The sequence below is a fragment of the Selenomonas sputigena ATCC 35185 genome (assembly GCF_000208405.1).
In the GTDB taxonomy this organism is placed as follows: domain Bacteria; phylum Bacillota; class Negativicutes; order Selenomonadales; family Selenomonadaceae; genus Selenomonas; species Selenomonas sputigena.
In genome coordinates, this window is record NC_015437.1 from 198,588 (window position 1) to 225,469 (window position 26,882).

The window sequence follows — 26,882 nt, forward strand, 5'->3', positions numbered from 1 at the left end:
AAGACCTAATGCGTCCGGGTGAAATATTGTAGAATTTCCCGAAACCTACCATAATTTTTTGAATATATAACTTATGAGTAATAATTATTAAAAAGAAAGAATAAGGGGAAAATAACCTGATATGATGGAAATGGAAAAAAAGTCTTTGTTTTGGGGACATGCCTGCCGCGCAAGCATTTTCTGTGCCGCGATCTTCGGCATTCTGCCGACAGCGGCTTCTGCCGCGGAGGCTGTGCCCGACTGGGTCTATGAAGCGGTCGGGCAGCTCGATGCGCAAGGGTACGTCGATCTTGCGGGCAAGATGCCGCAGGAGTGTTCGCGCGAGGAGCTTGTCCGCATTGTGGCGCAGGGGCTGCACGAGGTTGACCGCATACAGCAGGGAACGCTCGCGGACGAATATGGGCGTCTTTCGAGTCTCGCCGTGCGCGACGAGGTGCATGTCAAGCTCTACCGAGAGCAGGAGCGCCTGGCGAAGAGGGCGCTTGCCGATGCCGAGGCGGCGGCGAAACAGGCGGAGGAGCGCCTCGTGCGCGAGTCTTTGCGCGGCACGAACCGCTTGGAGATCATGCAGCCGCTGCAGGAAAAGGCGTCGAAGGCGCGTCTTCGTCTGCAGTTCGCGGCGCGCGACTACGCGCTTGCCACGATGCGGCGCGAGAAGCGCGAGCTTGCTTTGGCGAAGGTTTCGGAGCGCAGGCAGGAAGTCTTCTCGCGCATGACGCCAAGAGAAGGCGCGGTGCAGGCAGACGCTGCGGCAGGTGCGCCTGCCTCGCCCGTGGCCGTTGCTGTCCCGGCTGCACCGGACTCCTTCCCCGCAGGCGAGGGCGATGCGTATTCTTACGGCGAGCCGCTTGTCGAGCCGGGCGTCATGGATGAGGCGATGCGTCTTCGGGCGGCTTTCGCTGAAGATCTCGCGCTCATGGGCTATGCGGACGAGGAGAATGCCGAGCAGCAGCTCTATTCGTCGGTGCTCCTGCCCGAGAAGCCTGAGCCGAGACTCAAGGTTGACGCCGAGGTGCGTGCCGATGCTTCGCGCTCAGGCGGCATTGAGCGCGGCGACAGCCGTGCGCGGCTGCGCCTTCGCGTCTTCCCCGATTACAACATCGACGGCAACTGGCATGCGGCGGGCATGATCGAGTATGAGAAGTACTTGAACGGCGGCACGGACGACGGCAAGCTCCGTCTTGACCGCTATTATCTGACCGGCAGGAGCGGCGTCTTTGATACGACCGTCGGCGTGTTTAGCGCAGATTTTGCCGAGGGAAACATCTACGACAGCAAGTTCCGCGGTCTGCGGCTCTCGATGGGAAGCCCCGTCCGCTATACGCTGCATTACGGCAAGATCGAGCGGGTGCACGAGGTGGCGGCACTTTCGGCAAGCTACGATACGCCTTTCTACGGCGTCGACGCCGGCATGTACCGCTTCGACAAGATCAACGGTGCGGCGCGCAACATCTACATGGGAAATTTCCGCGCACCTCTGGGAGATTTCGATTTCGGCGCGATGCTTCTCCATGGCACGGATCACAGGGCGGGAAACGGCACGGGCTATGTGTTGACGCTCGCGAAGAAAGGCGACGGCTGGCGTCCCGGGTCGATGTCCTACTGGCTCAAGTACTACCGGCAGCCGAGCGCCACCTACGTCAGCCACACGATGAACGGCATGGCAGATTACATGAGCTACGATGCGACGGGTGACGGCCCGAGACGCGGCGGCTTCCGCGGCTGGGGCGCGGGCCTCTCCTACACGCTGCAGAAGGATCTCATGTTCGGGCTTGAGTATTACGATCTCTTTGACCTCGATACTGCGAGGCGCAGCCGTACCGTTTGGGCGTCGCTTACGGGATATTTCAAAAATTATGAGGATTGAACAAGTACGCAGTGCGGAAAGAAGGAGGCAAACGCATGTTGGAGCTTTTGCACGATGGCAGGGCGAAGATCGCCGTCGTGGGACTGGGCTATGTCGGGCTGCCGCTCGCCGTGGCGTTTTCGAGGCATTTCAGCGTCATCGGCTATGACAGCGACGAGGAGAAGATCGCGGACTGCCGCGCGGGCAAAGATCCGATGGGCGAGCTTGCCGCGGAAGAAGGCGCGGCGGAGCGCATTGACTTTACGGCGGATGCGGCGCGTCTGCGCATGGCGTCGTTCATCGTCGTCGCTGTGCCGACGCCGATCAAGGGCGACAAGACGCCCAATCTCAAGCCGCTGAAGAAGGCGACGCGCGTCATCGGCAGGCATCTGCAGCCGGGCAGCATCGTCGTCTACGAGTCTACCGTGTACCCGGGCGTGACGGAGGACATCTGCTGCACCATACTGGAAAGGGAATCGGGCATGCGGCGCGGCGAGTTCAAGATCGGCTATTCGCCCGAGCGCATCAATCCCGGCGACAAGGTGCATCGCTTGGAGAACATCGTCAAGATCGTTTCGGGCATGGACGAAGAGACGCTTGAAACGATCGCCGGAGTTTACGGCACGGTCGTCGAGACGCTGCATCGTGCGCCGTCGATTCGCGTGGCGGAGGCGGCGAAGGTCGCGGAGAACGCGCAGCGCGACATCAACATCGCCTTTATGAACGAGCTGGCTCTCGTCTTTCACCGCATGGACATCGACACTTCGGCTGTGGCGGATGCGATGGATACGAAGTGGAATGCGCTGGGCTTCCGTCCGGGACTCGTCGGCGGTCACTGCATCGGCGTCGATCCGTACTACTTCATCTATCAGGCGCAGAATCTCGGCTATTATTCGCCGCTCATCTCGACGGGGCGGCGCATCAATGACGACATGAGCGGCTTCGTCGCCCATGCCGTCGTGCGCGAGCTTGTGCGTGCAAAGATCGATCTCGCCAAGGCGCGCGTCCATCTTTTCGGCATGGCGTTCAAGGAGAACTGCCCCGACACGCGCAATTCGCGCGCCGCCGACGTATATCGCATCTTGCAGGAGTACGATCTGACGCTCGCCGCCGTCGATCCTGAGGTTGATGCGGCAGCTTTCCGCGTGGAATACGGCTTCAGCCTGGAGTCGCTGCACGATGTGCAGGAGGCGGACGCCCTCGTCTTTCTCGTGGCGCATGAAGCCTTCGCCCGTCTGTCGTGGGAGGAACTGCGTGCGATGTGCCGCGCGGACGGGCCGCATCTGCTCGTCGATGTGAAGGGGATGTACTCGCGCGAGGAAGCGGAGCGCGAGGGCTTTTGCTATTGGCGTCTTTGAGTTCGGGGCGAGGTTTGCAAGCCGGTTTTTGAGGAAGGGGGCGGAGCATGAGCCTGAAAAAGATGGGGCTTCTCGCCATAGCGGGCATATTGATCGTCGCGGGCGCTCTCATCGTCTTCCGTGATCATGTGATCGGCACGAAGAACGCGCAGGCGGAGCTTGCGGATCTCGGCAGTCTTTACGAGGCGACGGAGGAGATTGCGGCGGCCAAGGAGCAGTTTCAAAAGGGCATGGAGCCGGCGGAGATCGTGACGAAGGATGAGAAGCCTCACGTCGCCATCGTCATCGACGGATTGCCCGACCGCACGACGACGGCGCGTCTGCTCGATGTCTTGAAGAAGCATGGCGCGAGCGCCGTGTTCTTCGTCGAAGGACAGAATGCGGCGAATCAGCCGGAGACGATCGAGCTCATTCGCGAGGCGGGACAGGAGATCGGCAACTACACCTTCGTGGGGATCGCGGCGGCGCAAGAATTGCCGCAGGAGCGTCTGCTCGCCGAGATCTGCCGCACGCAGAGGGTCGTCGAGGTTCTTGCCGCGACGAAGCCGAAGTTCTTTCGGGCGCCGCGCACCGTCTATGACGAGGAGCTTCTGCGCGCCTTGCGCGCCGCAGGCGTCGAGTGCGCCGTGAAGGAGAGCGCGCATTACGCGCCGGGCTGGCTCAAGGACGAGGCGGGCGCGGCCGCCTATGCGGCGACGGTGCCTGCGGGCAGCATCATCGCGATTGACATCGCCGTGCCCGTCGAAGCCCCCGCGCAGGATGTGGCCATCGAGGATGCACGGCCGGCCGTGGACAAGCAGCCGACCGTGGAGGACAAGCCCGCCGAAGAACGCAAGGCTGCGCCTGTCGACGCTGCCGACGAACTGGACTGGCTGCTGACGGCGCTGGAGAGCACGGGAAAGACGCCGGGCAATATTCATGATTTTCGTAAAATTCGATACGTTCCCGCCGCGCCATCGGCGGCAGTGCAAGGCAAGTAGGTGAAGAAATGGCAAACGAGGGATATGCGTCCGCAGACGGCGCTGGAAAAGATATGGATGCTGCCGAGCGCGGCGCAAGGGTGAATCGGGCGACAGGCGCGGCTCAAGAAGACGAGGTTCTCTACACGGTGAAGGAGGACCGCCGTCTGCTCTCGCATGTGCCGGACGCGACGGGACATCGCAGCAACCGCAGCCGGCGCGGCGCGTCCGCCGCCATGGAGTCCGACGACTACGTTCTCTATGAGCAGGATGCGAAGAACGGGCAGCGCTATCTCGTCGACTATCCCGTGAAGATCGAGGGGGCGGCGGGGACGCTTGCGGCGCGCGCCGTGGACATCTCGACGACGGGCATCCTCGTGCGGCTGGAAAAGGATGCGTGCGGGGCGGATCTTTCGGGCGAGGTAAAGCTGACCTTCGAGATCGAGCCGGGCACGATGCCCGAGGGCTACGAGATGAAGGTGAAGAAGCTGCCGGCGACGGTCGTGCGCAGCTTCGGGCAGGAGGAGAAACTTTACGGCATCGAGTTCAAGAAGTCGCTCGCTCAGTACGCCGCCGCACGCAGACAGGGCTACATGTTCACGCTGGCGATCTTCTTCCTCGCCGTCATCACGCTCATCATCGTGCTCATGCGAGCCGAATCCGTCATCTATTTCAAGTTCAACCGCTGGCTTTATCTCTACAGCATCATTGCCGCGACGTTCCTTCTGACGCGCTACCTGTTTGCGATGTTCTACCGCCCCGTGCCCATCGATCCCGACTATACGCCCGGCGTGACGATCATCATTCCGTGCTTCGATGAGGAGGAATGGATTCAGCGCACGATCCACAGCTGCATCAACCAGGACTATCCCGTGGATAAGCTCGAAGTCATCGTCGTCGACGACTGTTCCAACGACCGATCCGCCGAGCGCGTGCAGGAGATGATCGCCGAGCTGAAGGCGGCGGATACGAGCGACAACGCCTACAGCGTCGCCGATCGCATCCGCTTCCTGCAGCAGCCGCAGAACCTTGGCAAGCGCGACGCCATGGCGCGCGGCGCCAGGGAGGCGAAGCACGAGCTGCTCGTTTTCGTGGATTCGGACAGTTTCCTCGATCCCTTCGCCATCCGCAACATCGTGCAGCCATTCAGGGACGAGGAGATGGGCGGCGTATCGGGGCGCACGGACGTTGCGAACACGTACACGAACGCCTTGACGAAGATGCAGGCGGTGCGCTACTCCATCGCCTTCCGCGTCATGAAGGCGGCGGAGGGGTACTTCGATGCGGCGACGTGCCTCTCGGGGCCTCTGTCCTGCTACCGCAAGGATCTCGTTTTGAAATACATGGATGCGTGGCTCAACCAGCGCTTCCTCGGACAGAAGGCGACGTTTGGCGACGACCGCAGCATGACGAACTTCATCCTGCGCCACAATCGCACGACGTATCAGGATTCCGCTGTCTGCATGACGATCGTGCCGCGCTCCTATTCCGTGTTTTTGCGCCAGCAGATGCGCTGGAAGCGCTCTTGGCTGCGCGAGTCACTGATCGCGAGCCGCTTCATGTGGAAGAAGGAGCCTTTCATGTCGCTCGGCTTCTACATGGGCGTTCTCGTACCCATCGCCGCGCCTGTCGTCGTCATCTACAACCTTCTCTACGTGCCGATCATGCATCGGGTCTTCCCCGTGAGCTTCGTCGTCGGCATGCTGATGATGGCGCTCCTCATGAGCATGGCGCAGCTTCTCATCCGGCGCAGCACGACGTGGATCTATGCCATGTGGTTCTGCATCTACTATGAGGCGGTGCTCCTGTGGCAGATGCCCGTCGCCTGGGTCACGTTCTGGAAGACGACGTGGGGCACGCGCATGACGCTTGCCGACATCGCCGCGCTGAATAAGAAAAAGAACAAGGAGAAGGACGGCCGCGTCATACTCGACAAGGCGGCGGAGAGGGCAGCATGAAAAAGAAACGTGTATTTGTGCGCTTGGGGCAGGGCTTGTCTCGCGTCAAGGAGGCGCAGGCAGAAGCGAAGAAGGTCGTCGCTCGACAGGAAGCTCCGACTGCACAGGGGGCGTTGCCTATACAGGACGCTGCGCCTCCGCTAGAAAGTGCGCCGTCCCCCGGGCAGGGCATTCCGCCGCATGAGCAGGGGGCGTCGCTCTATATGCAGCCGCTGTATATGCCGTATATGCAGCCGCCCGTTGCCGATGGCGGGGCGCAGTTTGCGTCGAGCTTGCCGAATATGTCGAATGTGCGCGGTATGCCGAGCGTGCAGGGCGTGCCGTTTTTGATGTGCGTGCCCGACATACAGGGACGTCCGCAGTGGGTTCCCGTCATGCCGTTTGCTGCACCGCCGCAGGTGCAGCCGCCAATACAGCCCGCGCCGCCGCAAGCGCCGCCGTCAATGCAGCCTGCGCCCCGGCAAGAGCCGCCTCCGGCTGCACAGTCCGCGCAGCAGCCATCGACAGTGCAGTCGTCAATGCAGCCTACGCAGACGCCGTCGACAGCGCAGCCGCCGATACAGCCCGTGCCGCCGCAAGCGCAGGAACAGCCGCCGGCAGCACAGTCCGCGCCGAAAGCGCAGCAGCAAACACAGCAGCCGCCAGTGCCGCCGCAGCAGCCGCAAGCGCAGCAGCCGGCGCAGCAACAACCGCCAGCGACGCAGCAGCAGCCGAAAGCGCAGAATGAGCGTCCGAAAGCGCAGCCCGCACTTGCGGACGCTGCCTTCACGCGGCGCAAGAACCGCCGCAAGAAGGTGCGCACCGCCATGGAATTCATCTGCATTGCCGCCGCGCTCTTCGTGCTCCTGGAGCTTTTTTTCACACTCAAGACGTACGACCCGGCGGCTGCTGCAGCGGCGGGCGCACAAGACAAGGGCTTCATCGCCCTCTCCTACTTCGGCGTCGACCGAAACGGCGATACATCGACGCTCATCGGCAAGGAAGAGCTGCGCCGCCATCTCGCCGAGCTCAAGAGCCAAGGCTATGTGACCATCTCGCAGCAGGACGTCCTCGACTACTACCGCGAGGGAAAGAATCTGCCCGAGCGCTCGCTCTTCCTCATGTTTGAAGACGGGCGGCGCGACACGGCGATCTTCGCGCAGGAGATCATGGAGGATTTGAACTTCAAGGCGACGATGATGACGTACCCCGAGAAATTTGCCAAGAAGGACACGAAGTTCCTGAGTCCCAAGGACTTGCACGAGATGGAAAGCTCGACATTCTGGGAGATGGGATCGAACGGCTACCGTCTCGCCTACATCAATGTTTTCGACCGCTACGACGACTTTCTCGGCGAGCTTGACCCGCTGCGCTTTGATATGGTGCGCGGCTGTCTTGGCCGCCGCTACAACCACTACTTGATGGACTACATCCGCGACAAGGACGGCGTGCCGACGGAGAGCGAGCGCCAGATGGAGCGGCGCGTCGCCTACGACTATGCGCGTCTTCGCGACATCTACGGTGAGGAACTCGGCTATGTGCCCAAGGCGCATGTGCTCATGCACGCGAATACGGGACGCTTCGGCAACAATCCGCGCGTCAGCGCCGTCAACGAGCGTGAGATTCGCGATTCCTTCCCGATGAACTTCAACCGCGAGGGCTTCGTGCTCAACAAGCGCACGAGCAGCCTCTACGATCTCACACGCATGCAGCCGCAGCCCTATTGGCCGATCAACCACCTGCTCATGCGCATCAACTACGATACGGACGGCGCCCTCTCTTTCGTCGAGGGGCGTGAGGAAGGACGCCGCGCCTGGGAACTCAAGGAAGGGGCGCTCGAAGCCCGTGAGGAGACGTTGATCTTGACGACGCTGCCCGAAGGCAAGGCGCTCGCCCGCCTCGCGGATGTCGAAAATCTGCGCGACCTCCGCTTGGAAGCGGAGCTTGAGGGCAACGCCTTCGGCTCGCAGCAGATCTTCCTCAGAAGCTCCGCCGATCTTTCGGACGCCGTCTGCGTCACACTCGTCAACGATCAACTCGTTGTGACAGAAATCGCGGGCGGCGCGAAGCGCGAGCTTTACCGGGAAAAGCTGCCCGTGATTCTCGGCGAGAAGATCCTTTCTGTCGAGGAGGCGCGCAAGGAGGCGAAAATCGCCGAAAACGAGGCCTTCGCGCGTTATGCGCCATCGCCCGCCGCAGCCAACGAGTACATGGGACGCGCGAATGCGGTTCGCGAGACGTACGCCGCTGCCGTCGAGGACGGCGCCGCTCCCTACGAGGGGCGCGAGAGTTTCCATCGCCGCGGCAAGTGCAGGCTCGTGATTCATCTTTCGGGCGACCGCCTGAGCGTCGAGGTGGACGGACATACGGGTCCTGAGGATCTCGCCGTCTCCCGCACGGAGCGCGGCGCAGTCTTCCTAGGCGCTTCCTGGCAGGGTGAGGCATGGAGTCAGCGCAATCTCGCCGATGACGTTTACGACGGCGTCTTCAAGAAGGTGCGCGTCCTGACGGAAACGGGGCGCGAGAGCAAGGAGGAGCGCGTCCTTTACACGAGCGAATATAAGGGATGGGAAAAGGCGAAGCACAGGGCAGGGGAAATCTGGGACGCTGTCCTGCGCTGGTTCCTCGAATACGTATGATTTGTATGCCGAAGAGAGGGCGCGTGAGAGAAGCTTGCGCGCCCTGCGTGGTGTATAGGAGGGGCTGTTTTTATGCGTTGGTGGATGTTGGGACTGTTTCTTGCCGCAGGGCTTTCCCTCGGGGGATGCGCACAGGCGGAGCCGCTGCAGAGTGCGCCGCACGCGCCCGTGGAGCTTTCCTCCTGGCATGTTCGCTGGGATGCGGCGGCCGGCGATGCCGACTATCGCGCGATGCGCGGCAAGCTCTCGAAGGTCGTCATCTTCGCCGCTTGCTACGACGAGAAGGACGAGCTTTATGTGCCGCAGGAGGTGCAGGCGCTCGTAAACGCCTACAGCATTCGCAAGGTCGAGCGGTACTTGAGCTTCACGAATGACATCCTAGGGAAAAAACATGTGGAAAAGGACAGGGAACTTCTGCGCCGCCTGCTCGCGACGGACGAGGGAATCGAAAAAGAGGCGCGTCTGATGGCGGAGACGGCAGAGAAGTTCGGCATGGAGGGCGTGGAACTCGACTACGAGAACTTCCGCAAGGACGAAGAAATCATGACGCGCTACCGCGCCTTCCTTCAGAAGCTCGCCGAGGCCACGAAAGAGCGCGGCCTGAAGCTTCGCGTCGTGCTCGAACCCGCGATGGCTTTTGAGGGGCTTCCTGCAGAAGCCGAATACGTCGTGATGTTCTACAACCTCCACGGCAAGCACAGCGGCCCGGGACCGAAGGCGGACCGCGACTTCATCGAAAAAACGCTGAAGAAGATGGAAGCCCTGCCCGGAAGGAAAGCGGCGGCCTTTGCGACGGGCGGCTGCCTGTGGCAGGATTACGGTTTCCTCGGAAGCAAGAAGGGCGAGGCGCGTTTCCTCACGGAGAAGGAGGCGGCCGCCTTGGCGAAGAAGCACGGCAGGACGCCTGAGCGCGATGCCGAGAGCGCGGCGCTTCACTTCACATTCTCGGCGGACGGGCACGATGGAGAAGTCTGGTATGCGGATGCAGAGACGCTGAACGCATGGATCACGCTCGCGGCGGAAAACGGCGTCGAGGCGGTGAGCCTCTGGCGGCTCGGCGGCAGCGAAACCCTCGCCGATGTACGATGCGAGTAGAGGAAAGGAAGAGATGGGAACAGTCATGCGCGATGGGAAGATAAAGAAAAGAAGCGGGAAGAAGGGCGCGCTCTGCGCCCTGGCCTTCGTGGTCGCCGCCCTTTGCAGCACCGCGTCAGCCGCCGCGCCTGCGGCTGAAAGAGCCGATGCCGCTGCCGCCTTCGAAGCGTCGAGACTCGCGGCGCTCGCGGGCACGGAAGCTTCTGCGCGGCAGGAAGAGGCGGGGAAGGCTTTGGAACTGCCGGACGAGGCGGAAGAAGTGCAGGGCTTGCGCGGACAGACGATGCAGGAGAGCACCGCGGAGAGCGCCTATGCCGCGTTGCGCAGGAAGAATCGCGGGCATATCGCCGAGAAACAGCGCTTTATCTGCAGCACGAAGCCCGCCGTCATCTTTACGTTCGGCGGCTTGTCGAAGGAAGCGCCGCTTCTTGAAATATTGGAGGAAATGAAGGCAGAGGGGATGCGCGGTACCTTCTTCGTCACGGAGCGCGAGCTTTCGAGGAATCGAAAGAATATCGAGCTGATTCGCGCATATGGGCAGGAACTTGGCATCGGCCTGCGTCCCGAGGAGGGCGCGGGCTTCGACGACTATTGTGCGCAGATCGAGCGCATCCGCGAAGGGCTTCGAGCCTACGGTCAGGAAACGAATGTCGTGCGCCAGATGTCGGGCACGGACGAGCCGGCCATCGGCGAGGCCGTTTCGGCGATGGGCTGCATCCTCGTCGGACAGGGATTCAACGCCGTGCAGTCGAAGCACAAGGACGCGCAGTCGCCCGCAGAAGTCATGCCCGATCTCTTTGGACGCTGGACGACGTCGTTCAATCGCGGCGAGATCATCTACATGCGCACGGACTATTACACGCACTCCTCGCTCGCCGTTGAGCTTCTGCGCACCTTGAAGCGGGAGAAGGTCGACAACATCGCCTACACGACGCACGCCCTGCCCGAGGAGCGAGAGCGGGAGCGGGCGGCCTCGGGCTATGCCTGCACATCTGTCCTCGATGTTCTCGGCGATACATCGGCTCTTTATACATATCCCGTCGATTTGGCGACATTGCCCGAGGAAATCCGCCCGTATATCCGCAAGGAGAAGCTCACGGGCAGCGCGTTTTCGCAGGAGTTCTACAAGCGCTACGTCGGTGCGCCCGAAGTCGGCGAGACGGATCGCATGCTCGGCTTTTCGCGCATGGAGATGCGCCGCGCAGACAGGACGGGGATCGTCAAGACGGCGCCCGCGCGAACCGTGTTCTTCACCTTTGACGACTGGGGAAGCGACGATTCCATCAACCATCTGCTCGCCGTCTTGAACAAGCATCGCGTGCATGGCACGTTCTTCATCATCACGAAGAACATCCACAACAATCCGAATCTCGTGCGTGCCATCGTGGCGAATGGCAACGAGGTCGGCAGTCATACGGATACGCACACGCCCATGTGCGTGCAGGACAAGGGCGGCAGGAACAAGGCCATCATGGACGAGGAGACGTACGAACTCGACGTGCGCTCCTCCTACGAAAAGCTCGCGCTGACCATGGGCGACATGCGCCTGCCGTCGGGAAGATACGCCCTGACGCGCATCCTGCGCCCGCCGACGCTCGCCGTGAGCCGCACGGGCGTCGCGAGCATTCTGCATAACGGCTTCGATTACGTCGTCAACGGCAGCGGCAGCACGGAGGACTACAATGCCGTCTCCCTCGAATCCCTCGTCGGCATTCTGCACAGACTGACGCACGAAGACGACGGCTCGGTGAAGCGCGGCGCGATCCTCGTCATGCACATGAGCGCGACGGCTATGCGCACCGCGCCCGCGCTCGACATGCTGCTGACGGCGAACGACCTCCTGCCCGACGACCACCCGGGAAAGTTCAAGGTCGCCCTCTTGGGCGACTACCTGACAGCAGACTACGACCAGAGGATGAAGCAGATTCCGCCGGCGAAGGAGAAGACGATCAGCCCGTTTTAAGAAATCACCGATTAATTCAGAGCTCCCTCTATTTCTCCCGTGCTTCATTGGGTCACAAAAAGACGCGCAGCCATTTTGCCGGCGGCGCGTCTTTTTGTGTATGATGTGATGATTTTGGGGGTGGTTGAGGAGTATATTCTATGCCGTGCTTTTTCAGCAGTTCCCCTTATGCACGAATCGCAGATGCTTCCCCGCGATTGCAGCGAGCCGCTCGATCGTTTCGACGGGCGTCGCGGGAGCGTATTCCTTCCAGCGCGGGAAGTAGCGGCTGATGTGGAGCGGCAGGTCGGGACGCAGCGAGGCGAGCCAGAGGGCCTCTTCTTCCATATCGCTTGCACTGTCGTTCTGACCGGGGATGATGAGCGTCGTGACTTCGACGTGGCAGCTCTTTACCGCGCGGGCGATCGTATGCTTGACCGCAGCGAGGTCGCCGCCGAGACGGCGGTAGAAGTCCGGCTGCCAACCCTTGAGGTCGATGTTCATGGCGTCGACATGCGGGAGAAGCGCTTCCAAGGGCGCAGGCGCGATCGTGCCGTTTGTCACGAGGACGACGAAGAGGCCGGCCTCGTGCAGTAGTGGCGCGACATCCATGATGAACTCATAGCTTAGAAGCGGCTCGTTGTAGGTGAAAGCGACGCCGATATTGCCGTGCGGGCGGCGGCTGAGGTCATGGGCGAGTGCGGCAAGCTCTGCGGGCGTGACGTCCTGCGTCTCGCTTTGCCCGTCCGTCATGGAGATTGTGTAATTCTGGCAGAAGGGACAGCGTAGGTTGCAGCCGAAGCTGCCGACGGAGAGGATGAAGCTGCCGGGATGGAAGTGATAGAGCGGCTTCTTCTCGATAGGATCGAGGGCGACGGAGGTCAGCCTGCCGTAGCTCCGGCAGCGGATCGTGCCGCCTTCATTCATGCGGGCGCGGCAGAAGCCCGTCTCGTCGTCGGCGAGGCGGCAGTGATGCGGACAGAGGGAGCAGACGATGCGTTCGTCTGCTCCCTCTGTCTTTGCGGTGCGGCTATCCGCGCTCAATGGTGGCGCTCCACTTCGAAGCGCCAGATGCGCACATCGTCGTCGAGGGCGATGCCGCCCTTCTTGCGCGCGATCTTGATCTGGTCCTCGACCGTGTCGACGCCTTCGAGGTCGGGCAGCAGAAGCCCCTTGCGGCCTCGCGCCTCGACGATGACGCCGTAGCGCTTCGGGTCGAGATCCTTCGCGGCATCGTGGATCAGCTCAGGCTCTGTGAGCACGTCGACGCTGTAGACGATGTCGGGCAGTTCGTCTTCTTTGAGCGGCGAGAAGCGCGGATCGTGAAGGGCGGCGGAGACGGCGTTGTAGAGGATTTCTTCGGCGATGTCCTTCTGCGCAGGCTGGAAGGTGCCGATGCAGCCCCTGAGCTCGCCGTCCTTCTTGAGAGATACGAAGACGCCCGCACGCGCCTGCATTTCCTCGGGCAGATCGTCGGGAATTGCCGCGTACTGTCCCGTCACGACGAATTTCTCCACGCTCTCTCTCGCGAGCTTCACATAGGCGTCTTCCGCCGCCTTGATGTCGTCGAGGGCGCGTCTTTGGGCAATCTCATAGCGCATGCCGAAGTTGCGTTTCAAGTCCTCGCGCTTGACGACGAAGGAAAGAAGCCCGTAGCCGACGCCGAAAGGCCCTTGGTAAGAAAGCTTCTTGATCTTCAGCGCCTGGCAGTCGAGCGCTCCCGCCATGATCCAGAAGGAGCGCAGGCCGCACTCCGCCGCCTTCTTGGCGAGTGCGGGATCCATCTGCAGAAGCTTCAGGAAGGTGCCCTCTTCGAGGTACTTCATGCACGCCTTGTCGAAACGTGGTCCCTCGGCGGCGAAGCCGTAAGGCCCGTCGGGCGTGAGCTTGTGCGAGAGGTCGCCGCTCGCGATGAAGACGGTCTTTCGGTCAAGCTCCTCGGCGGTGCGTGCGATGCACATGCCGAAGCGGTAGTGATCGAGCGGCGTCAGCCCCGAAAGGCCGACGCGCACGAGACGGAAGTTCTCCGTGTGCGGCTGCAGGAAGCGCAGCGGGATCATCGTGCCGTGATCGAGCGCCGCATTGCGTCCGCCCAAAGGCCCCGCATCGAGTCCGGCTTCGCTTGCGACGGTCGCGAGCGTCTTGGCGAACGCCGTGTCGTACTCAGCGCGAACTTCGACCTCGGGTGCGCCGAACTGCGCGAAGCTTCCTGCGCCTTCGTCGCCCGGCGAGATATGGAAGTAGTCGGCGTACATGACGGCGTGCGGACTCGCGACGACGACCGTATCCGGCTCGAAGGAAGCCGCCTCCTTCATCGCCCGTTCATAAGCGTTTATCGTCAGCTGAATCTTGCGTTCCTCGCCCTTGCCGATTTCCGGCAGGATGATCGGCGGATGCGGTACAGCATAAGCAGCTAGAATTGCCATGGGTAAGACCTCCTCGAAGTGCGGTGTTCATTAAAATATGTATTCGATATGAGAAGGGAAAAGCCCTTTATTTGCAGGAAATTTTCGAAAGGCGGATTTTCTGCAGTGCTGCGGGGAAAAGTTGCGTCGGGGAGGATTTGCTATACGATATTGATATAGCAGATTGCATGATTGGCATTGTACAAAGCACGATGTAGAGAGAACGTGCAGTGCAGCTTGACACTGTGCTTTTTGCATGCACTTGATTGTATGTCTTGAAAGGAATATAATCAAACTATAGTTTATAGGAATCGCTGCTTCGTCGCCAGGCATCTGGCGAAGTGAATGGAGATCGTAAGAAAGGCGGGTGCATTTCATGCTGGAGCGAGTTCGGGCGATACAGTGCCATAACTGCGGCGGGGCGATGTACTCCGAGCAGAAGGCGGCGGCGTATGTCTGCACCTTCTGCGGTACGGAGGTATCGTGGACGGACGCACCGGTCTTCTGGGCGTCGCCGATTGCGTTCCGCCATAAGCCCGTGCAGATCGTGGATGGGGCGATGAAGCTCGGAGCGGTGGAGGTGATGTGGGAGGTCGACGCGCACGACAAGGGCTGCCTCAGCCAGCACTACCGCCAAAAGAGCGTCGAAGAGAAGCTCGCGCTCTGGGACAAGACGGCGACGGCGGCATTTGCAGGGGTCTGCCGGCTGACGTTCCGCTGTCCCTTCTGCGGCGGAGATTTTTCGGGGGATTCGACGCAGCATTTCTTCACTTGCGGCTACTGCAACAATACGTTCGGCGATGAGGAGCTGCTGCGCCCTGGTGCATATCGGCGGGAGTTCATCATGGGAGTCGGCGCAAAGAATGTCCCGGGCAGGGCGATCCCGTTTGTTGTGACGCCGCTGCAGGCACAGAATGCCGTGCGAAAACTCGCATGGAGATTTCCGCAGGAGTTTTCGGGGCAGGACATCGAGCGGCGCATCCGCGCGGATATGACGGCGGTCTACATCCCGTTCTCGCTTGCCGATCTCCGTGTCAAGATGTGCGTCCGCGGCAAGCGGAGAAGTTTCGAGGCCTACGAGGAAATCATCAACTGGGCGTGCCCCGATACGACGCTCTATGACATCCGTCTGCTCGATCGGCTCGACCCATGGGATTTCGGCGCGGTCATTCCGTTCGATCCCGCCTTTGCCGAGGGGATTTTCCGCATCGCGGCGGTGGCGAACAACGTCTCGCGTGTGGAGACGATTGAGAACATCCTTGCAGAGCGGCTTGTCTCCGATATAAAAAGTACATTCGATTTGACGACGGCTTCACTCACGCTCTGGGGACACGATTTCCGCAAGCACGAAAGAGCCTACTTCCTTCTGCCCGTCTACGTTCTGGATCGACGCGCAGAAGACGGGGAAGGTGCGCGGCAGGTGCGCATCGCAGTGAACGGGCAGACGGGAAAGGCTGCCGCGCTCTTCTATCGGTATGGGCAAGAGGAGCGCTATGTGGCGGACGCACCTTCCCGGCTGCAGCCGATGTCGACGGAGCACACCGTCCGCACGTCGCCCGTCGCGGTGAAGCGCGTCGGTTCGCCGTTCCTGTACCGTGTTACGACGCTTGCCGAGGCGACGGAAGGATAAGGAAGCACTGATAAATTCAGCCACCCATCTTCACACATCTGCACTGTCCTCTCGTCGTCGACAAATCCTCGACGTAGCACCGCTACGCCTGTGGTTTGTCTCCTCGATAGATACAGCACATCTGTGCAAATCTGGGCGACCTCATTTTATCAGCGCTTCCATAAAGCTGACGGCGTTCGCCCGCCTATGGACGCATCGAAAATAATTTCCACGATATTCCTGTTTCCGTAAGACAAAGTGACAGAAAAGTTGTATAATGTATACAAGAGATAGACGGTTCGGACAAAAGGAAAGGGCGGGATTGCAATGCGCAAGGAACATGATTTTCTCGGCGAACTTGAGGTGCCGGATGAGGCATATTACGGCGTGCAGACGCTGCGTGCCATAGAGAATTTCAGCATCACGGGCAGTCGGCTCGACGTCGACTTCATACAGGCGCTCGCGAAGGTGAAGAAGGCGGCGGCACAGGCGAACATGGAGACGGGAAGGCTCGACAAGCGCATCGGCAACGCGCTCGTCGAGGCGGCGGAGGAGATCATCGACGGCAAATTCATCGACCAGTTCCCCGTCGACCCGATTCAGGGCGGCGCGGGCACATCGATCAACATGAACATGAACGAGGTTTTGTCGAACCGCGCACTCGAGATCCTCGGTGAGCCAAAGGGCAGCTATGATATCATCTCGCCGAATAATCATGCCAATATGGCGCAGTCGACGAACGACGCTTTTCCGACGGCGATCAAGGTCTGTCTGACGCACAAGGGACACAAGCTGACGGCGGCGCTCGACTATCTGGCGACGGAGCTGGAAAAGAAGGCAGAGGAGTACAAGGACATCCTGAAGATGGCGCGCACGCACCTGCAGGATGCCGTGCCGATCACTCTGGGGCAGGAGATGGGCTCCTATGCGTCCGCCGTGCGCCGCAGCATCAAGCGCGTCGGCTGGTCGATGGACAGCATCCGCCTCATCAATATGGGCGGCACGGCGGTCGGCACGGGACTCAATGCCGAGCCGGCCTACATCAAGGCGGTCGCGCGCAAGCTGCGCGAGATTACGGGTGAGAATTTCGAGACGTCGACGAACATCATCGACGCGACGAACAATACGGACGGCTTCGTTGACGTGTCGTCCGCGCTCAAGAACACCGCGCTCGTGCTCATCAAGATGGCGAACGACTTCCGTCTCATGGCGTCAGGACCGCGCTGCGGGCTCAACGAGCTGAACTTGCCGAAGCGCCAGCCCGGCTCCTCCATCATGCCAGGCAAGGTCAATCCCGTCATCGCCGAGGTACTCGACCAGGCGTGCTATCAGGTCATAGGCAACGATCTTGCCGTATCGTTCGGCGTCGAGAACGGGCAGTTCGAGCTGAATGTCATGGAGCCGATCATGGCGTACAACCTTTTCAACTCGATGAACTACCTGACAAATGCCGTGCGCACCTTCGTCGATAAGCTGCTCATCGGCCTTGAACCGAATCGCGAGCAGTGTCAGCAGTGGGTCGATCGCAGCGTGGGCGTCGTCACGGCGCTCCTGCCGCACATCGGCTACGAGCAGTCGGCGATTCTTGCGAAGGAAGCCTATACGACAGGCAGGCCGATTCGCGAGGTCATCTTGGAAAAGCAGCTCTTGACGAAAGAGCTGCTCGACCACATCATGTCGCCCGAGCAGATGACGCATCCGGGCATCACGCACGAATGAGGGAAGGAAGGACATGGGTTTATGCCGTCGCCTGAAAGTGTCGATAATATGAGAGATGTACAGTAAAGGAGGCGTTTGCATGAAACGGATTTTTCTGGCCGTCGTTTTTGCCTTGTTCGCCCAAGTCTTATGGATGCCGCAGACCTTTGCCCAAGATATTTGGGCAACCTCCTATGATGGCAAGGACATCTACGTCGTGACGGAAACCCTGGAGAAAGAGCGGATTCCGACAGGCAATGCCACCAGCTATCGCGGGATGGTGAAGTTCGTGCACGGCGATGCGCTGCAGAACACGGCGCAATACTTGTACAAAGCGAGCGAAGACGGTGTGTTTCTGTCGATCGACGGCGGCGCCTTTTTCCGACTCGGCGGAGATTTTGACGGCGTTCCAGAGAGATATGCACACTACATGGCGGTCTATGATACCATGTGGAAGACGCTGAGGAACAACAGAAACTGAAAATCGTATCCCCTTTGTTTGCCTACAAGGTGCAGTCTAGAAACAAAGGGGATATTTTTTGAATTGCAATATTGCATGAGATGCGTCATTGACGTATAATAAAGATATGAAGAATGAAGTGATTCCTCAAGTGCTCGTTGAAACGATGCCATAGGTTGATTTAACCGAAGACGAGAAAAGAGTATTTCGGGATATTGTAGAAGAGATGAAAGCGATTTTTCACAGGAAGGAGGAGCAGCATGGAGCCGATGATGTCAGACGCGGCAAGTGAAATTCTTGAAGGCTTGCAGGAGGCGCTGCTGGATGCGCAAGGCAGTATCGTGGAAGGCTTGAAAAAAAGCGTCGTATATCGCATAGAACCTCAGGCGGTGAGAAAGCGTCTGGCGATGTCACAACAAGAGTTCTCGCGAGCCTTCGGGATTCCTTTGGCAACCTTGCAGAATTGGGAGCAGGGACGCAGGCAGCTCGATGCTACGGCGGTGTCGTATTTGAGAACGATTGCGCGATTTCCAAAAGAAGCCATGGCGGCACAAATGTGAGCCGCCATGGCTTCTTTTTTACTATGAAAGTCCAAGAAGTCAAGCCCGAAGGGCGCAGACCGATTGGCTCTTTCATGTAAGGGCGGCGCACAATGTCCACAAAGTGGACGTTTGTGCGTGTAGTTCAGTATTTTTCCACCCCTCGTCCGTCGAATTTTGGCACGAAGGAGGTGGAGACGGTGCCGCCTTGCTGGATGTAGCAGTTTTCGATGCCGAGACTGCGTGCGTGGTCGACGACGCTCTCGTATTCGAAGGTCGTGAGACGGCGGTTGAGTTCGGGGAGTTTTGAGAGGTCGCCTATAGGCGTGTATTGGTTCATGAGGCTAATGTAAATGGTATCAGAGAAGTTCTGCCAGAGCCAGTCGAGGATCTTCATGCTTTCCTTGCGCTGTCCCGGCAGAACGAGGTGGCGCACGAGGACGCCGCGCTGCATACGATTGGTATCATCGAAGATGGGACGGCCCGCGATCTCGCGCATACATCGTATGGCGGCGCTCGCCGTCTTGAAATAGTCGGGGGCTGTGCTGTAGCGAAGAGCCGCCTCTTCCGCCATGTATTTGAGGTCCGGCAGGAAGATGTCGACGAGTCCCGCCAGGCTTTTAATGGTATCAACGGTCTCATAAGCGGAGGAGTTGTAAACGACGGGTATGGAAAGTCCCTGCGCCTTGGCGAGGTGAAGCGCGGCGGCGATCTGGGGGGCGAAGTGTGTCGGCGTCACGAGGTCGAGTGTTGTCGCGCCGCGCTCTTCTTGTTCGAGGAAGATGTCGGCAAGGCGTTCTTCCGTGACGGCGATGCCGAAATTTTCGCGGCTGATCTCGTAGTTTTGGCAGAAGGCGCAGCGCATGTTGCAGCCCGAGAAAAATACCGTTCCCGCGCCCTTTTCGCCAGCCAGGCAAGGCTCTTCCCACGCATGAAGCGATACGAGGCCGACGCGCGCGTATCGGCCAGCGCCGCAGAAGCCGTGCGCATCGTGCAGGCGGTTCGCGCCGCAGCCGCGCGGACAGAGGCGGCAGGCGGCGAGCGGTGCGAGAGTTTTCTCTATGATTTTTGCCGTGCGGCTCTTTGCTGCACGGCTTTTTGGCGCGTCAGCGACGCTTTTCTTTTCGCGTTCCGCCGCCATCATTCGCGACCTTCAAGCTTCGCCTCGTCGAGCATGGGACCATATTTCGGTCGCCACCATGAAAGGGCGCGTACGGCGTTGATGTAGTCTTGCATCGCCTCTTCGTCGAGAGCGGCCGGGCGGTCTTTGATCGGTTCGGCGACGAGCGGAACGGTATCTGTCCTGCCGATGGCGCTGTGCGTGATCCAAAAGCCGTAGTTGACGCCCTGCCGGTTGCCGCGCGTGAGGCTTCTTCCTACGGCTTCGTAGCGAAAGCCCCGAGGCGCAATCAGCTCGATGAGTGTTGGCGCGATGTCGATCTGACTGCCCGCAGCTTCTGAGTCGAGCAGACCCTTCTTTACGCCGTGTCCCGTGAGGATGAAGGGGATGGCGTAGCGCTCGTAGAGCGACGGCGTCTTCTCGATGTTGTAGCGGTCGGCATGGTCGCCGACGATGACGAAGAGAGCTTCGGGGAATTTTTCCTTCGCCGCGCGGAGGAAGGCGGCGAGCTCCTGCGTCGCGTACCAGTAGTGGCCGAGTTCTTTGAGGAGGGCGTCATCTCCCTGCGCCTCCTTGGGGAGCGCGGCACGTACCGCTTCTGCGGGAAAACCCTTGGCGGCGAGATCGACCGTGTACGGAGAATGGTTCGAGACGTTGAGGAGCACATGAAGCCCGGGCTGTTCGGGATCGATGCGCGAGAGAACTTCCCCGTAGAGAACTTCATCGTCGACGCCCCAGACGCTTCCCTCGTCGGAGGAGAAGTCGCCGCGGCTGTAGAATTGCTCGAATCCCTGCGCGCGGCAGAACGGCTCGATGCGCTCCCATGTCGCAGGACCTGCATACCAGAAATCCGTGTGGTAGCCAAGGCGGGCGAAGGTGGGTGCGATGGCGGTCGGATAGGGCGCAGCGAAAGATTCGGGCATCGTCGTGAGGTAGAGGTTGGCGTCGGCGAATCCCGTGACAACGCCCGTGACGGCGGACACCGTGCTCGAACCGTTCGGCAGAAAGGTATCACAGTAAACGGTATCAGCCGCGCCCAGCAGTTCTTTCGTGGGGTCGGCGATGTGCAGGCTCGCATACTTTTCCAAGAGTGGCCAGTTGGCGTAGCTTTCGGAGATGATGAGGAAGATGTGGCGCGGCTTTTCGATCTGTGCACCTTCGGCTTCACGCGTGAGGTAGACGTCGAGGTCGCGCGTATCGGCAGGACGGCCTGCGTGGAGCGCGGCGAGGCGTTCGATCTCCTCGACGGTGAAGTCGAGACCGTTGCACGCGAGGAAGCGGCTGTTCAGCACATAGGCGCGATAGAGCGCCTGGAAATTGTCGAGGATGGCTTCGTTCAGGAAGGCGTCGTTCGTGACGCCGGCATTCTCCCAGTTGACGGCGTCCTGCCAGCGCAGACTGCCGCCGAAGGCGCTCAACAGGGCGACGAGTGCGAGAATCAGGAGGAAGAGGGCGCGGCGAAGAGACCGCCAGGGAAGCAGTCGCTCGGCGAGAGCGGAAAAATCGCACGCGAGCAGAAGGCACAGCGCACGATAGAGAAGGAAGGCGAGCAGGAGTGCACCCGCGAGCCGCACGGGCAAGTAGAATTCCTGCACGAGCGATATGAAAAGCGCATAGACGTCCTCGTTCACCGTGTTGAAGATGAGTTGATGAAAGCCCGTGTGATATTGGCGATAGTAGGGGAAGCTTGCGGCGTAGAGGATGGAGAGCACCGTGAGGGAAAGGGCGCTCGTCACGCGCCATGCGAGGTTTTCAAGCGGTGTGTGAAGAAGACGTGCGATCGCGGCTGGCACGAGGGAAAAGAGCGCAAGAAGACCCGCCGTCTGAAAGCTCAGGCGCATGCCGCGCCAGAGTGCGAGCGCGATGTCCGCGCTGCCCGTTGCCGCCGCCATGTAGTCGTGCATCCAGAAGATGAAGAAGGCGCGGCAGAAAGAAAGGACTGCAAGGTAGAAAAGAAACACCTTGAGTCCTTTTGCGGCAACGGAAGAGAACGCCTGCCAGGAAGGCAGGCGCAAAGATGTGTTTTGCATGGAGCAGGGAGTCCTTCCTTTTTCAGTCGATTTGCGGCAGGATGATGTCCACGCCGTAGTCCTCTGCCGTCTGGCATATATCGGCGGCGGGGCGCGAGTCGGTGATGAGCCCCGAGAGCGTGTCGAGCGTCACATAGTTGTAGTTGCCGTCCGAGCTGAGCTTTCTCGCTTCGGCGACGACGTAAGCACGCTTGGAGACGCGGATGATCGCCGCCTTGTTGATGCCGTCCTCGATGTCGTAGGTCGATACACTGTTTTCCTTGACATCGACGCCGACGGCGCCGACGAAGGCGATGTCGGGCTTCAGGCGCGAGATGAGGTCAAGCGTCATGCCGCCCCAGAAGCCGTCGCGGCTCTTGTTGATGACGCCGCCGACGAAGACGACGCGGATCTTCGGGTTCTGGGCGAGGATTGAGAGGATGTCGATCATGTTCGTGACGACGGTCAGCTCACGCTCGTCGTGCACGAGAAGCTCGGCGATTGCGAGGTTGCTCGTCGAGATGTCGAGGAAGACCATGTCATGCTCATGGATGAGGTGCATGGCGGCGCGTGCGATGCGGCGCTTGGCCTCGACGTCGATGTTGCGGTGCTTGCTGACCTCGATGGTGTGGGGATTCTCGCGCCGGATGACGGCGCCGCCGTAAGTGCGCTTGAGCCGCCCCTGTTTTTCGAGCGCACCGAGATCCTTGCGTATGCAGTCCTCCGTCACATGAAAACGGTCACTGAGATCCTTGACGCGCACCTTGCCGTCGCGTGCAAGGATGTCAAGGATGGCATCATGGCGTTCTACAAGAAACATATTCTCGCCTCCGTTGCTATTGGTTTATCGTATTTTTTCCAATTTTACCCGAAAGGAAAAAGTTTTTCAAGCCCTAAATTTTCTTTATGCCAGCGCATCAAGGTAAACTTTTCAAAAATGTTAAGTTGACAATAATCATACAAGGGCGTATGATAAGGAAGATTTATGGAACGATAGATATGAAGGGGCGCTGGCGGATTCAGCGCTTCCCAAAGGGAGGAGTCAAATTTCATGAAAGTGAGAGAAATCGTTCTCTGTGCGCTCTTCATCGCGCTCGTCGCCGTCGGCGCCTTTATCCGCATCCCCGTTGGCACGGATGTCTACACGCTGCAGTTCCTCTTTACGCTCTTGGCGGGCGTCTTGCTCGGGGCGCGGCTCGGGGCTGTGGCGGTCGGCGTTTATGTGCTCATGGGACTCGTTGGCATCCCCGTCTTTGCGTCGGGCGGCGGCCCGAGCTACGTCCTGCAGCCGACCTTCGGCTATCTCGTCGGCTTCATCTGTCAGGCGTATCTCACGGGGGCGCTCGTGCGCGGCGGCGAGCCGACCTTCGGGCGCGTGCTCGGCGCGTGCCTCGCGGGCATGGCGGTCGTCTATCTGTTCGGCATTTCCTACTTCTACATCGCGTCGAACTACATCGTCGACGCGCCCATCACGCTGTGGCTCGCGCTCTGGTACTGCGGCATTTTGCAGGTCGTGCCGGACTTTTTGCTGTGCCTCGCCGCCGCATTCATCGGCATTCGCTGCCGCAAGGCGGGACTTTGGCTCTGAGATGCATCGCTCGATGCTGTCTTTGCAAAGGAGAAAATTTTCATGGGAAAAGCATTGTTCATCACGGGAACGGGAACGGACATCGGCAAGACGTATGTGACGGGACTCATCGTCAAGCGCCTGAAGGAGGCGGGAGTTCGCACGGGCTACTACAAGGCGGCGCTGTCGGGCGCTGAGACGAGCGCGGACGGCTCGCTCCTGCCCGGCGATGCGCTTCATGTCGCACGCACGGCGGCTCTGGCAGAAGACGAGGCAATCGTTTCTTACATCTATCGGGATGCCGTATCGCCGCATCTCGCCGCGAGAATCGAAAACCGTCCGATCGACTTCGGCAAGGTCGAGCGTGATTTTCGCGCGGCGAAGGAGCGCTTCGACTATCTGACGGTCGAGGGCAGCGGCGGCATCATCTGCCCTTTGCGCTGGGACGAGCATGAACACGTCGTGCTCGACGACCTCGCCGTGCGCCTCGGCCTTTCGGCTCTCGTCGTTGCCGATGCGGGACTCGGCACGATCAACGCCGCTGTCCTGACCGCCGAGCACTTGAAGATGCGAGCCATTCCACTGAAGGGATTCATCTTCAACAACTGGCAGGCGGGAGACGTCATGCAGGAGGACAACAAGAAGATGGTCGAGGAGATGACGGGCGCGCCCGTCGTCGCGTGCGTCGCGAAGGGGGCAGAGGAATTGCCGCTCGCGGCGGCGGCGCTCGCCGCGCTGTACGACTGAACATCCGAAATCATAGAGGGAGAGGATTTCATGCCAACGATTGAAGAACGCGACCTTCGCCATATCTGGCATCCGTGCGCCCAGATGAAGGACTACGAGGAGCTCCTGCCCATGGTCATCGACCATGCGAAGGGCGCATGGCTCTACGATGTGCACGGCAAAGCCTATCTCGACATCGTCAGCTCGTGGTGGGCGAACCTCTTGGGGCACGCGAACGAGAAGATCAATGCGCGCATCAAGGCACAGCTCGACCGCCTGGAGCACGTCATCTTCGCGAATTTCTCGCACCGTCCCGCCATCGAGCTGGCGGAGCGTCTCGCTGCGCTCGTGCCCGCCGGGCTCACGAAGTTCCACTTCAACGACAACGGCTCGTCCGCTGTCGAAGCAGCGCTCAAGATGGCGTTTCAATACTGCCAGCAGACGGGACGCACGAAGAAGACGCGCTTCCTGTGCCTTTCCGAGGGCTACCACGGCGAGACGATCGGTGCGCTCTCCGTCGGCTCGATGGATCTCTTCGCCGAGATGTACAAGCCCATGATGATGGACAACATCCACGTCGAAGCGCCCGACTGCTACCGATGTCCTTTTCAAAAGACGCGCGAGACGTGCTCCTGCGAGTGTTTTTCCTATGCGGAAAAGGCGTTTTCCGAGCACGCCGAAGAGTGTGCGGCGATGATCGTCGAGCCGCTTCTGCAGGGCAGCGCGGGCATGCGAATCTATCCGGAGCTTTATCTCAAGAAACTGCGTGCGCTCTGCGACGAGCATGACGTGCTCCTCATTGCCGATGAGATCGCGACGGGCTTCGGCCGGACGGGCAGGCTATTCGCGACGGAGCGTGCGGGCATCACGTCCGACATCATGTGCCTTTCCAAGGGCTTGACGGGCGGCTACATGCCGATGTCCATCACCGTCGTCAAAGAGAAGATCTACGACGCCTTCTACGCGGACTGGAGCGAAGGGAAGGCGTTCATGCACAGCCACACCTACGCGGGCAATCCGCTCGGCTGCGCGGCGGCACTCGCCGTGCTCGACATCCTCGACGAGGAAAACGTCCTGGAGAAAGCGGAAGAGACAGCTCTTTGGCTGACCGCACGCATGGAGGAAGTCTTCGGTGCGCACCGAAATGTCGGCGAGATCCGTCATATCGGCCTGATCCATGCCGCAGAGCTCGTCGAGGACAAGCGGGAGAAGCGCCCGTTCGACGCGAGCCGCCGCCTCGGCTATGCCATCTACCGGGCGGCGCTTCGCAGCGGACTCCTGCTGCGCCCTCTAGGCGACGTACTCTACTTCAACCCGCCGCTCAACATCGAGAAGGAAGAACTCGATACCGCGATCTGCCGCATGAAACAGGCGATGGACGAGGTCTTGGAAGCGTAGCGTGAAAGCTGCCGCAAATATTGGAAAAAAAGCCGCCGTCGCAGAAGATGCGACAGGCGGCTTTTTTTACAGACATATAGGAAAAAATTTGCTATAATAAGAACGATAAGCACTGGATTTGATGCTTGGGCAAAAGCTCAGCTGGGGGGTATGGATATGTTTGCAATCATCGTTGGCACGCACGGCCGTCTGGCCGAAGAGCTGCTCTCTTCCGTCGAGATGATCTTCGGCGAGGTGCAGAACACGGCGGCGGTCACGTTTCTGCCGGGCGAAGGGCCGGCAGACATCACGGCGAAGTACGAAGCCGTCTTGGAAAAGCTCGATACGTCGGGCGGCGTGCTCTTCCTCGTCGACATCTTCGGCGGCACGCCATACAATGCCGCCTGCCGCATCGTCATCAACAACGAGCAGTACGGCATCGTCACGGGCGTGAGTATGCCGATGCTCGTCGACATGGCGAACACGCAGGCGATGGACGAGGGGACGGACATTCGTACGCTGATGGAGAAGGCAGCGAGCGTGGGGCAGAAGGGCATCCGGCTCTTCCACGCGAGTGCAGTCAACAGCTGAGAAAAGGCAATAGGATAGGAGAGAGATACATGATCAGTACGATTGGTGTTGTGACTTCGGGCGGTGACAGCCCGGGCATGAATGCGGCGGCGCGCGCCGTCGTGCGCACGGCGATTTCCGAGGGCGTAAGGATTTTCGGCGTCTACGGCGGCTATACGGGGCTTTTGGACGGCGACATCAAGGAGCTTTCGACGCGTAGCGTCAGCGACCTCATTCAGCGCGGCGGCACTTTCCTCGGCACGGGGCGTTCCAAGCGCTTCCATACGGAGGAGGGGCGCAAAGCGGCGATGGAAAAGCTCAAAGAGCATGGCATCGAAGGCCTCGTCGTCATCGGCGGCGACGGCAGCCTTACGGGCGCGGCGCATCTCTCGCGCCACGGCATGCCGATCGTCGGTCTGCCGGCGACGATTGAAAACGACGTCTGGGGCACGGACTACACGATCGGCGCCGACACGGCGGCGAACACAGTTCTGGAGGCCATCAACAAGCTGCGCGACACGGCGTCGGCGCATCGGCGCATCATCCTCATCGAGGTCATGGGCAAGAAGTCGGGCTGGCTCGCGATGATGGCGGGCGTCGCGGGCGGCGCTGAATACGTCCTCGTGCCCGAGGTCAAGTACGATCTCGATGAGATCTGCACGGAAATCATGGACGCTTACGAGGCGGGCAAAAAGTACAGCATCATCGTCGTGGCGCAGGGTGCAGGCTCTGCCGTCGAGATGGGCAAGTTCATCGGCGAGACGACGAAGATCGATACGCGCGTATCCGTCTTGGGCTACATCCAGCGCGGCGGCGCGCCGACGGTCGAGGATCGCATGAAGGCGTCGCTTCTCGGCGAACGCGCGGCTCTCGCGCTGATGTCGGGCGCGAGCGACATCGTCTTCGGATTTGACATGGGCAAGGTCGTGAGCATCAACCTGCACGACGCCGTGACGAACCGCAAGACGCTCGATCCCGAGATCGTGCGCCTCGCACGCGTTCTCGCCTGATTTGGGAGGAAGAGAG

22 protein-coding genes are annotated in these 26,882 nt (G+C 60.3%); 16 read left to right on the forward strand and 6 right to left on the reverse strand.

Going from position 1 to position 26,882, the window contains the following annotated elements:
* Positions 1–124 precede the first annotated feature (124 nt).
* The 7 genes from SELSP_RS00865 to SELSP_RS00895 all read left to right on the forward strand — a co-directional run bounded on the left by SELSP_RS00865 (position 125) and on the right by SELSP_RS00895 (position 11,797).
* Complete coding sequence (locus tag SELSP_RS00865; RefSeq protein ID WP_233275182.1) at positions 125–1,867, forward strand: translation initiation factor IF-2; 1,743 nt, start codon at positions 125–127, stop codon at positions 1,865–1,867.
* Positions 1,868–1,902: 35 nt separating this feature from the next.
* On the forward strand, positions 1,903–3,204 hold the full coding sequence (locus tag SELSP_RS00870) for a nucleotide sugar dehydrogenase (RefSeq protein ID WP_006192878.1): 1,302 nt from the start codon (positions 1,903–1,905) through the stop codon (positions 3,202–3,204).
* 47 nt (positions 3,205–3,251) lie between these two features.
* Positions 3,252–4,184: a polysaccharide deacetylase family protein gene (locus SELSP_RS00875; RefSeq protein ID WP_006192879.1), complete on the forward strand. Its 933-nt coding sequence runs from the start codon at positions 3,252–3,254 to the stop codon at positions 4,182–4,184.
* Positions 4,185–4,192: 8 nt separating this feature from the next.
* A complete protein-coding gene (locus tag SELSP_RS00880) occupies positions 4,193–6,121 on the forward strand; it encodes a glycosyltransferase (RefSeq protein WP_006192880.1) in 1,929 nt (642 codons plus the stop codon).
* On the forward strand, positions 6,118–8,739 hold the full coding sequence (locus SELSP_RS00885; RefSeq protein WP_006192881.1) for a polysaccharide deacetylase family protein: 2,622 nt from the start codon (positions 6,118–6,120) through the stop codon (positions 8,737–8,739). The genes SELSP_RS00880 and SELSP_RS00885 overlap by 4 nt, the downstream gene beginning before the upstream one ends.
* Positions 8,740–8,811: 72 nt before the next feature.
* A complete protein-coding gene (locus tag SELSP_RS00890; protein ID WP_013740513.1) occupies positions 8,812–9,834 on the forward strand; it encodes a glycoside hydrolase family 18 protein in 1,023 nt (340 codons plus the stop codon).
* A 13-nt stretch (positions 9,835–9,847) separates the two neighbouring features.
* On the forward strand, positions 9,848–11,797 hold the full coding sequence (locus tag SELSP_RS00895) for a polysaccharide deacetylase family protein (protein ID WP_013740514.1): 1,950 nt from the start codon (positions 9,848–9,850) through the stop codon (positions 11,795–11,797).
* Positions 11,798–11,950: 153 nt separating this feature from the next.
* On the opposite strand, the gene amrS is transcribed toward SELSP_RS00895, so the two are convergent.
* The gene (amrS, locus tag SELSP_RS00900) at positions 11,951–12,820 is read right to left on the reverse strand and encodes an AmmeMemoRadiSam system radical SAM enzyme (RefSeq protein ID WP_013740515.1); all 870 of its coding nucleotides are present in this window, start codon (positions 12,818–12,820) and stop codon (positions 11,951–11,953) included.
* Positions 12,817–14,202 (reverse strand): AmmeMemoRadiSam system protein A, encoded by a 1,386-nt coding sequence (gene amrA / locus SELSP_RS00905; RefSeq protein ID WP_006192885.1) that lies wholly within the window; start codon positions 14,200–14,202, stop codon positions 12,817–12,819. The genes amrS and amrA overlap by 4 nt, the downstream gene beginning before the upstream one ends.
* A 355-nt stretch (positions 14,203–14,557) precedes the next feature.
* Here amrA and SELSP_RS00910 point away from each other — a divergent pair, with 355 nt between their 5' ends.
* The 4 genes from SELSP_RS00910 (at position 14,558) to SELSP_RS00925 (ending at position 18,508) form a co-directional block, all read left to right on the forward strand.
* Complete coding sequence (locus tag SELSP_RS00910) at positions 14,558–15,811, forward strand: hypothetical protein (RefSeq protein WP_006192887.1); 1,254 nt, start codon at positions 14,558–14,560, stop codon at positions 15,809–15,811.
* 306 nt (positions 15,812–16,117) lie between these two features.
* The gene (locus SELSP_RS00915; RefSeq protein WP_006192889.1) at positions 16,118–17,509 is read left to right on the forward strand and encodes an aspartate ammonia-lyase; all 1,392 of its coding nucleotides are present in this window, start codon (positions 16,118–16,120) and stop codon (positions 17,507–17,509) included.
* 79 nt (positions 17,510–17,588) lie between these two features.
* On the forward strand, positions 17,589–17,969 hold the full coding sequence (locus SELSP_RS00920; RefSeq protein ID WP_013740516.1) for a hypothetical protein: 381 nt from the start codon (positions 17,589–17,591) through the stop codon (positions 17,967–17,969).
* 239 nt (positions 17,970–18,208) lie between these two features.
* Positions 18,209–18,508, forward strand: coding sequence for a helix-turn-helix domain-containing protein (locus SELSP_RS00925; RefSeq protein ID WP_006192891.1), 300 nt, complete (start codon positions 18,209–18,211; stop codon positions 18,506–18,508).
* 124 nt (positions 18,509–18,632) lie between these two features.
* Here SELSP_RS00925 and SELSP_RS00930 read toward each other — a convergent pair whose 3' ends face one another.
* The 4 genes from SELSP_RS00930 to SELSP_RS12135 are packed head-to-tail and all read right to left on the reverse strand — an operon-like array spanning position 18,633 to position 22,669.
* A complete protein-coding gene (locus SELSP_RS00930; RefSeq protein ID WP_006192892.1) occupies positions 18,633–19,631 on the reverse strand; it encodes a radical SAM protein in 999 nt (332 codons plus the stop codon).
* Positions 19,628–21,637: an LTA synthase family protein gene (locus SELSP_RS00935; protein ID WP_006192893.1), complete on the reverse strand. Its 2,010-nt coding sequence runs from the start codon at positions 21,635–21,637 to the stop codon at positions 19,628–19,630. Before SELSP_RS00935 ends, SELSP_RS00930 begins: the two co-directional genes overlap by 4 nt.
* 22 nt (positions 21,638–21,659) lie before the next feature.
* Positions 21,660–22,436, reverse strand: coding sequence for a DeoR/GlpR family DNA-binding transcription regulator (locus SELSP_RS00940; protein WP_013740517.1), 777 nt, complete (start codon positions 22,434–22,436; stop codon positions 21,660–21,662).
* 44 nt (positions 22,437–22,480) lie between these two features.
* Positions 22,481–22,669, reverse strand: a complete 189-nt coding sequence (locus SELSP_RS12135; protein WP_155813681.1) for a hypothetical protein — start codon at positions 22,667–22,669, stop codon at positions 22,481–22,483.
* Here SELSP_RS12135 and SELSP_RS00945 point away from each other — a divergent pair.
* From SELSP_RS00945 to pfkA, 5 genes are all read left to right on the forward strand, one after another.
* Positions 22,668–23,204 (forward strand): biotin transporter BioY, encoded by a 537-nt coding sequence (locus SELSP_RS00945; RefSeq protein WP_006192896.1) that lies wholly within the window; start codon positions 22,668–22,670, stop codon positions 23,202–23,204. The two genes, SELSP_RS12135 and SELSP_RS00945, sit on opposite strands and share 2 nt — an antisense overlap.
* A gap of 42 nt (positions 23,205–23,246) precedes the next feature.
* Complete coding sequence (gene bioD, locus SELSP_RS00950; RefSeq protein ID WP_006192897.1) at positions 23,247–23,930, forward strand: dethiobiotin synthase; 684 nt, start codon at positions 23,247–23,249, stop codon at positions 23,928–23,930.
* Positions 23,931–23,960: 30 nt separating this feature from the next.
* Entirely contained in the window at positions 23,961–25,307 is a 1,347-nt protein-coding gene (bioA, locus tag SELSP_RS00955; protein ID WP_006192898.1) for an adenosylmethionine--8-amino-7-oxononanoate transaminase, read from the forward strand.
* Positions 25,308–25,463: 156 nt separating this feature from the next.
* The gene (locus tag SELSP_RS00960) at positions 25,464–25,877 is read left to right on the forward strand and encodes a PTS sugar transporter subunit IIA (RefSeq protein WP_013740518.1); all 414 of its coding nucleotides are present in this window, start codon (positions 25,464–25,466) and stop codon (positions 25,875–25,877) included.
* A 29-nt stretch (positions 25,878–25,906) separates the two neighbouring features.
* A complete protein-coding gene (gene pfkA, locus SELSP_RS00965) occupies positions 25,907–26,866 on the forward strand; it encodes a 6-phosphofructokinase (protein ID WP_006192900.1) in 960 nt (319 codons plus the stop codon).
* Positions 26,867–26,882: the final 16 nt, after the last annotated feature.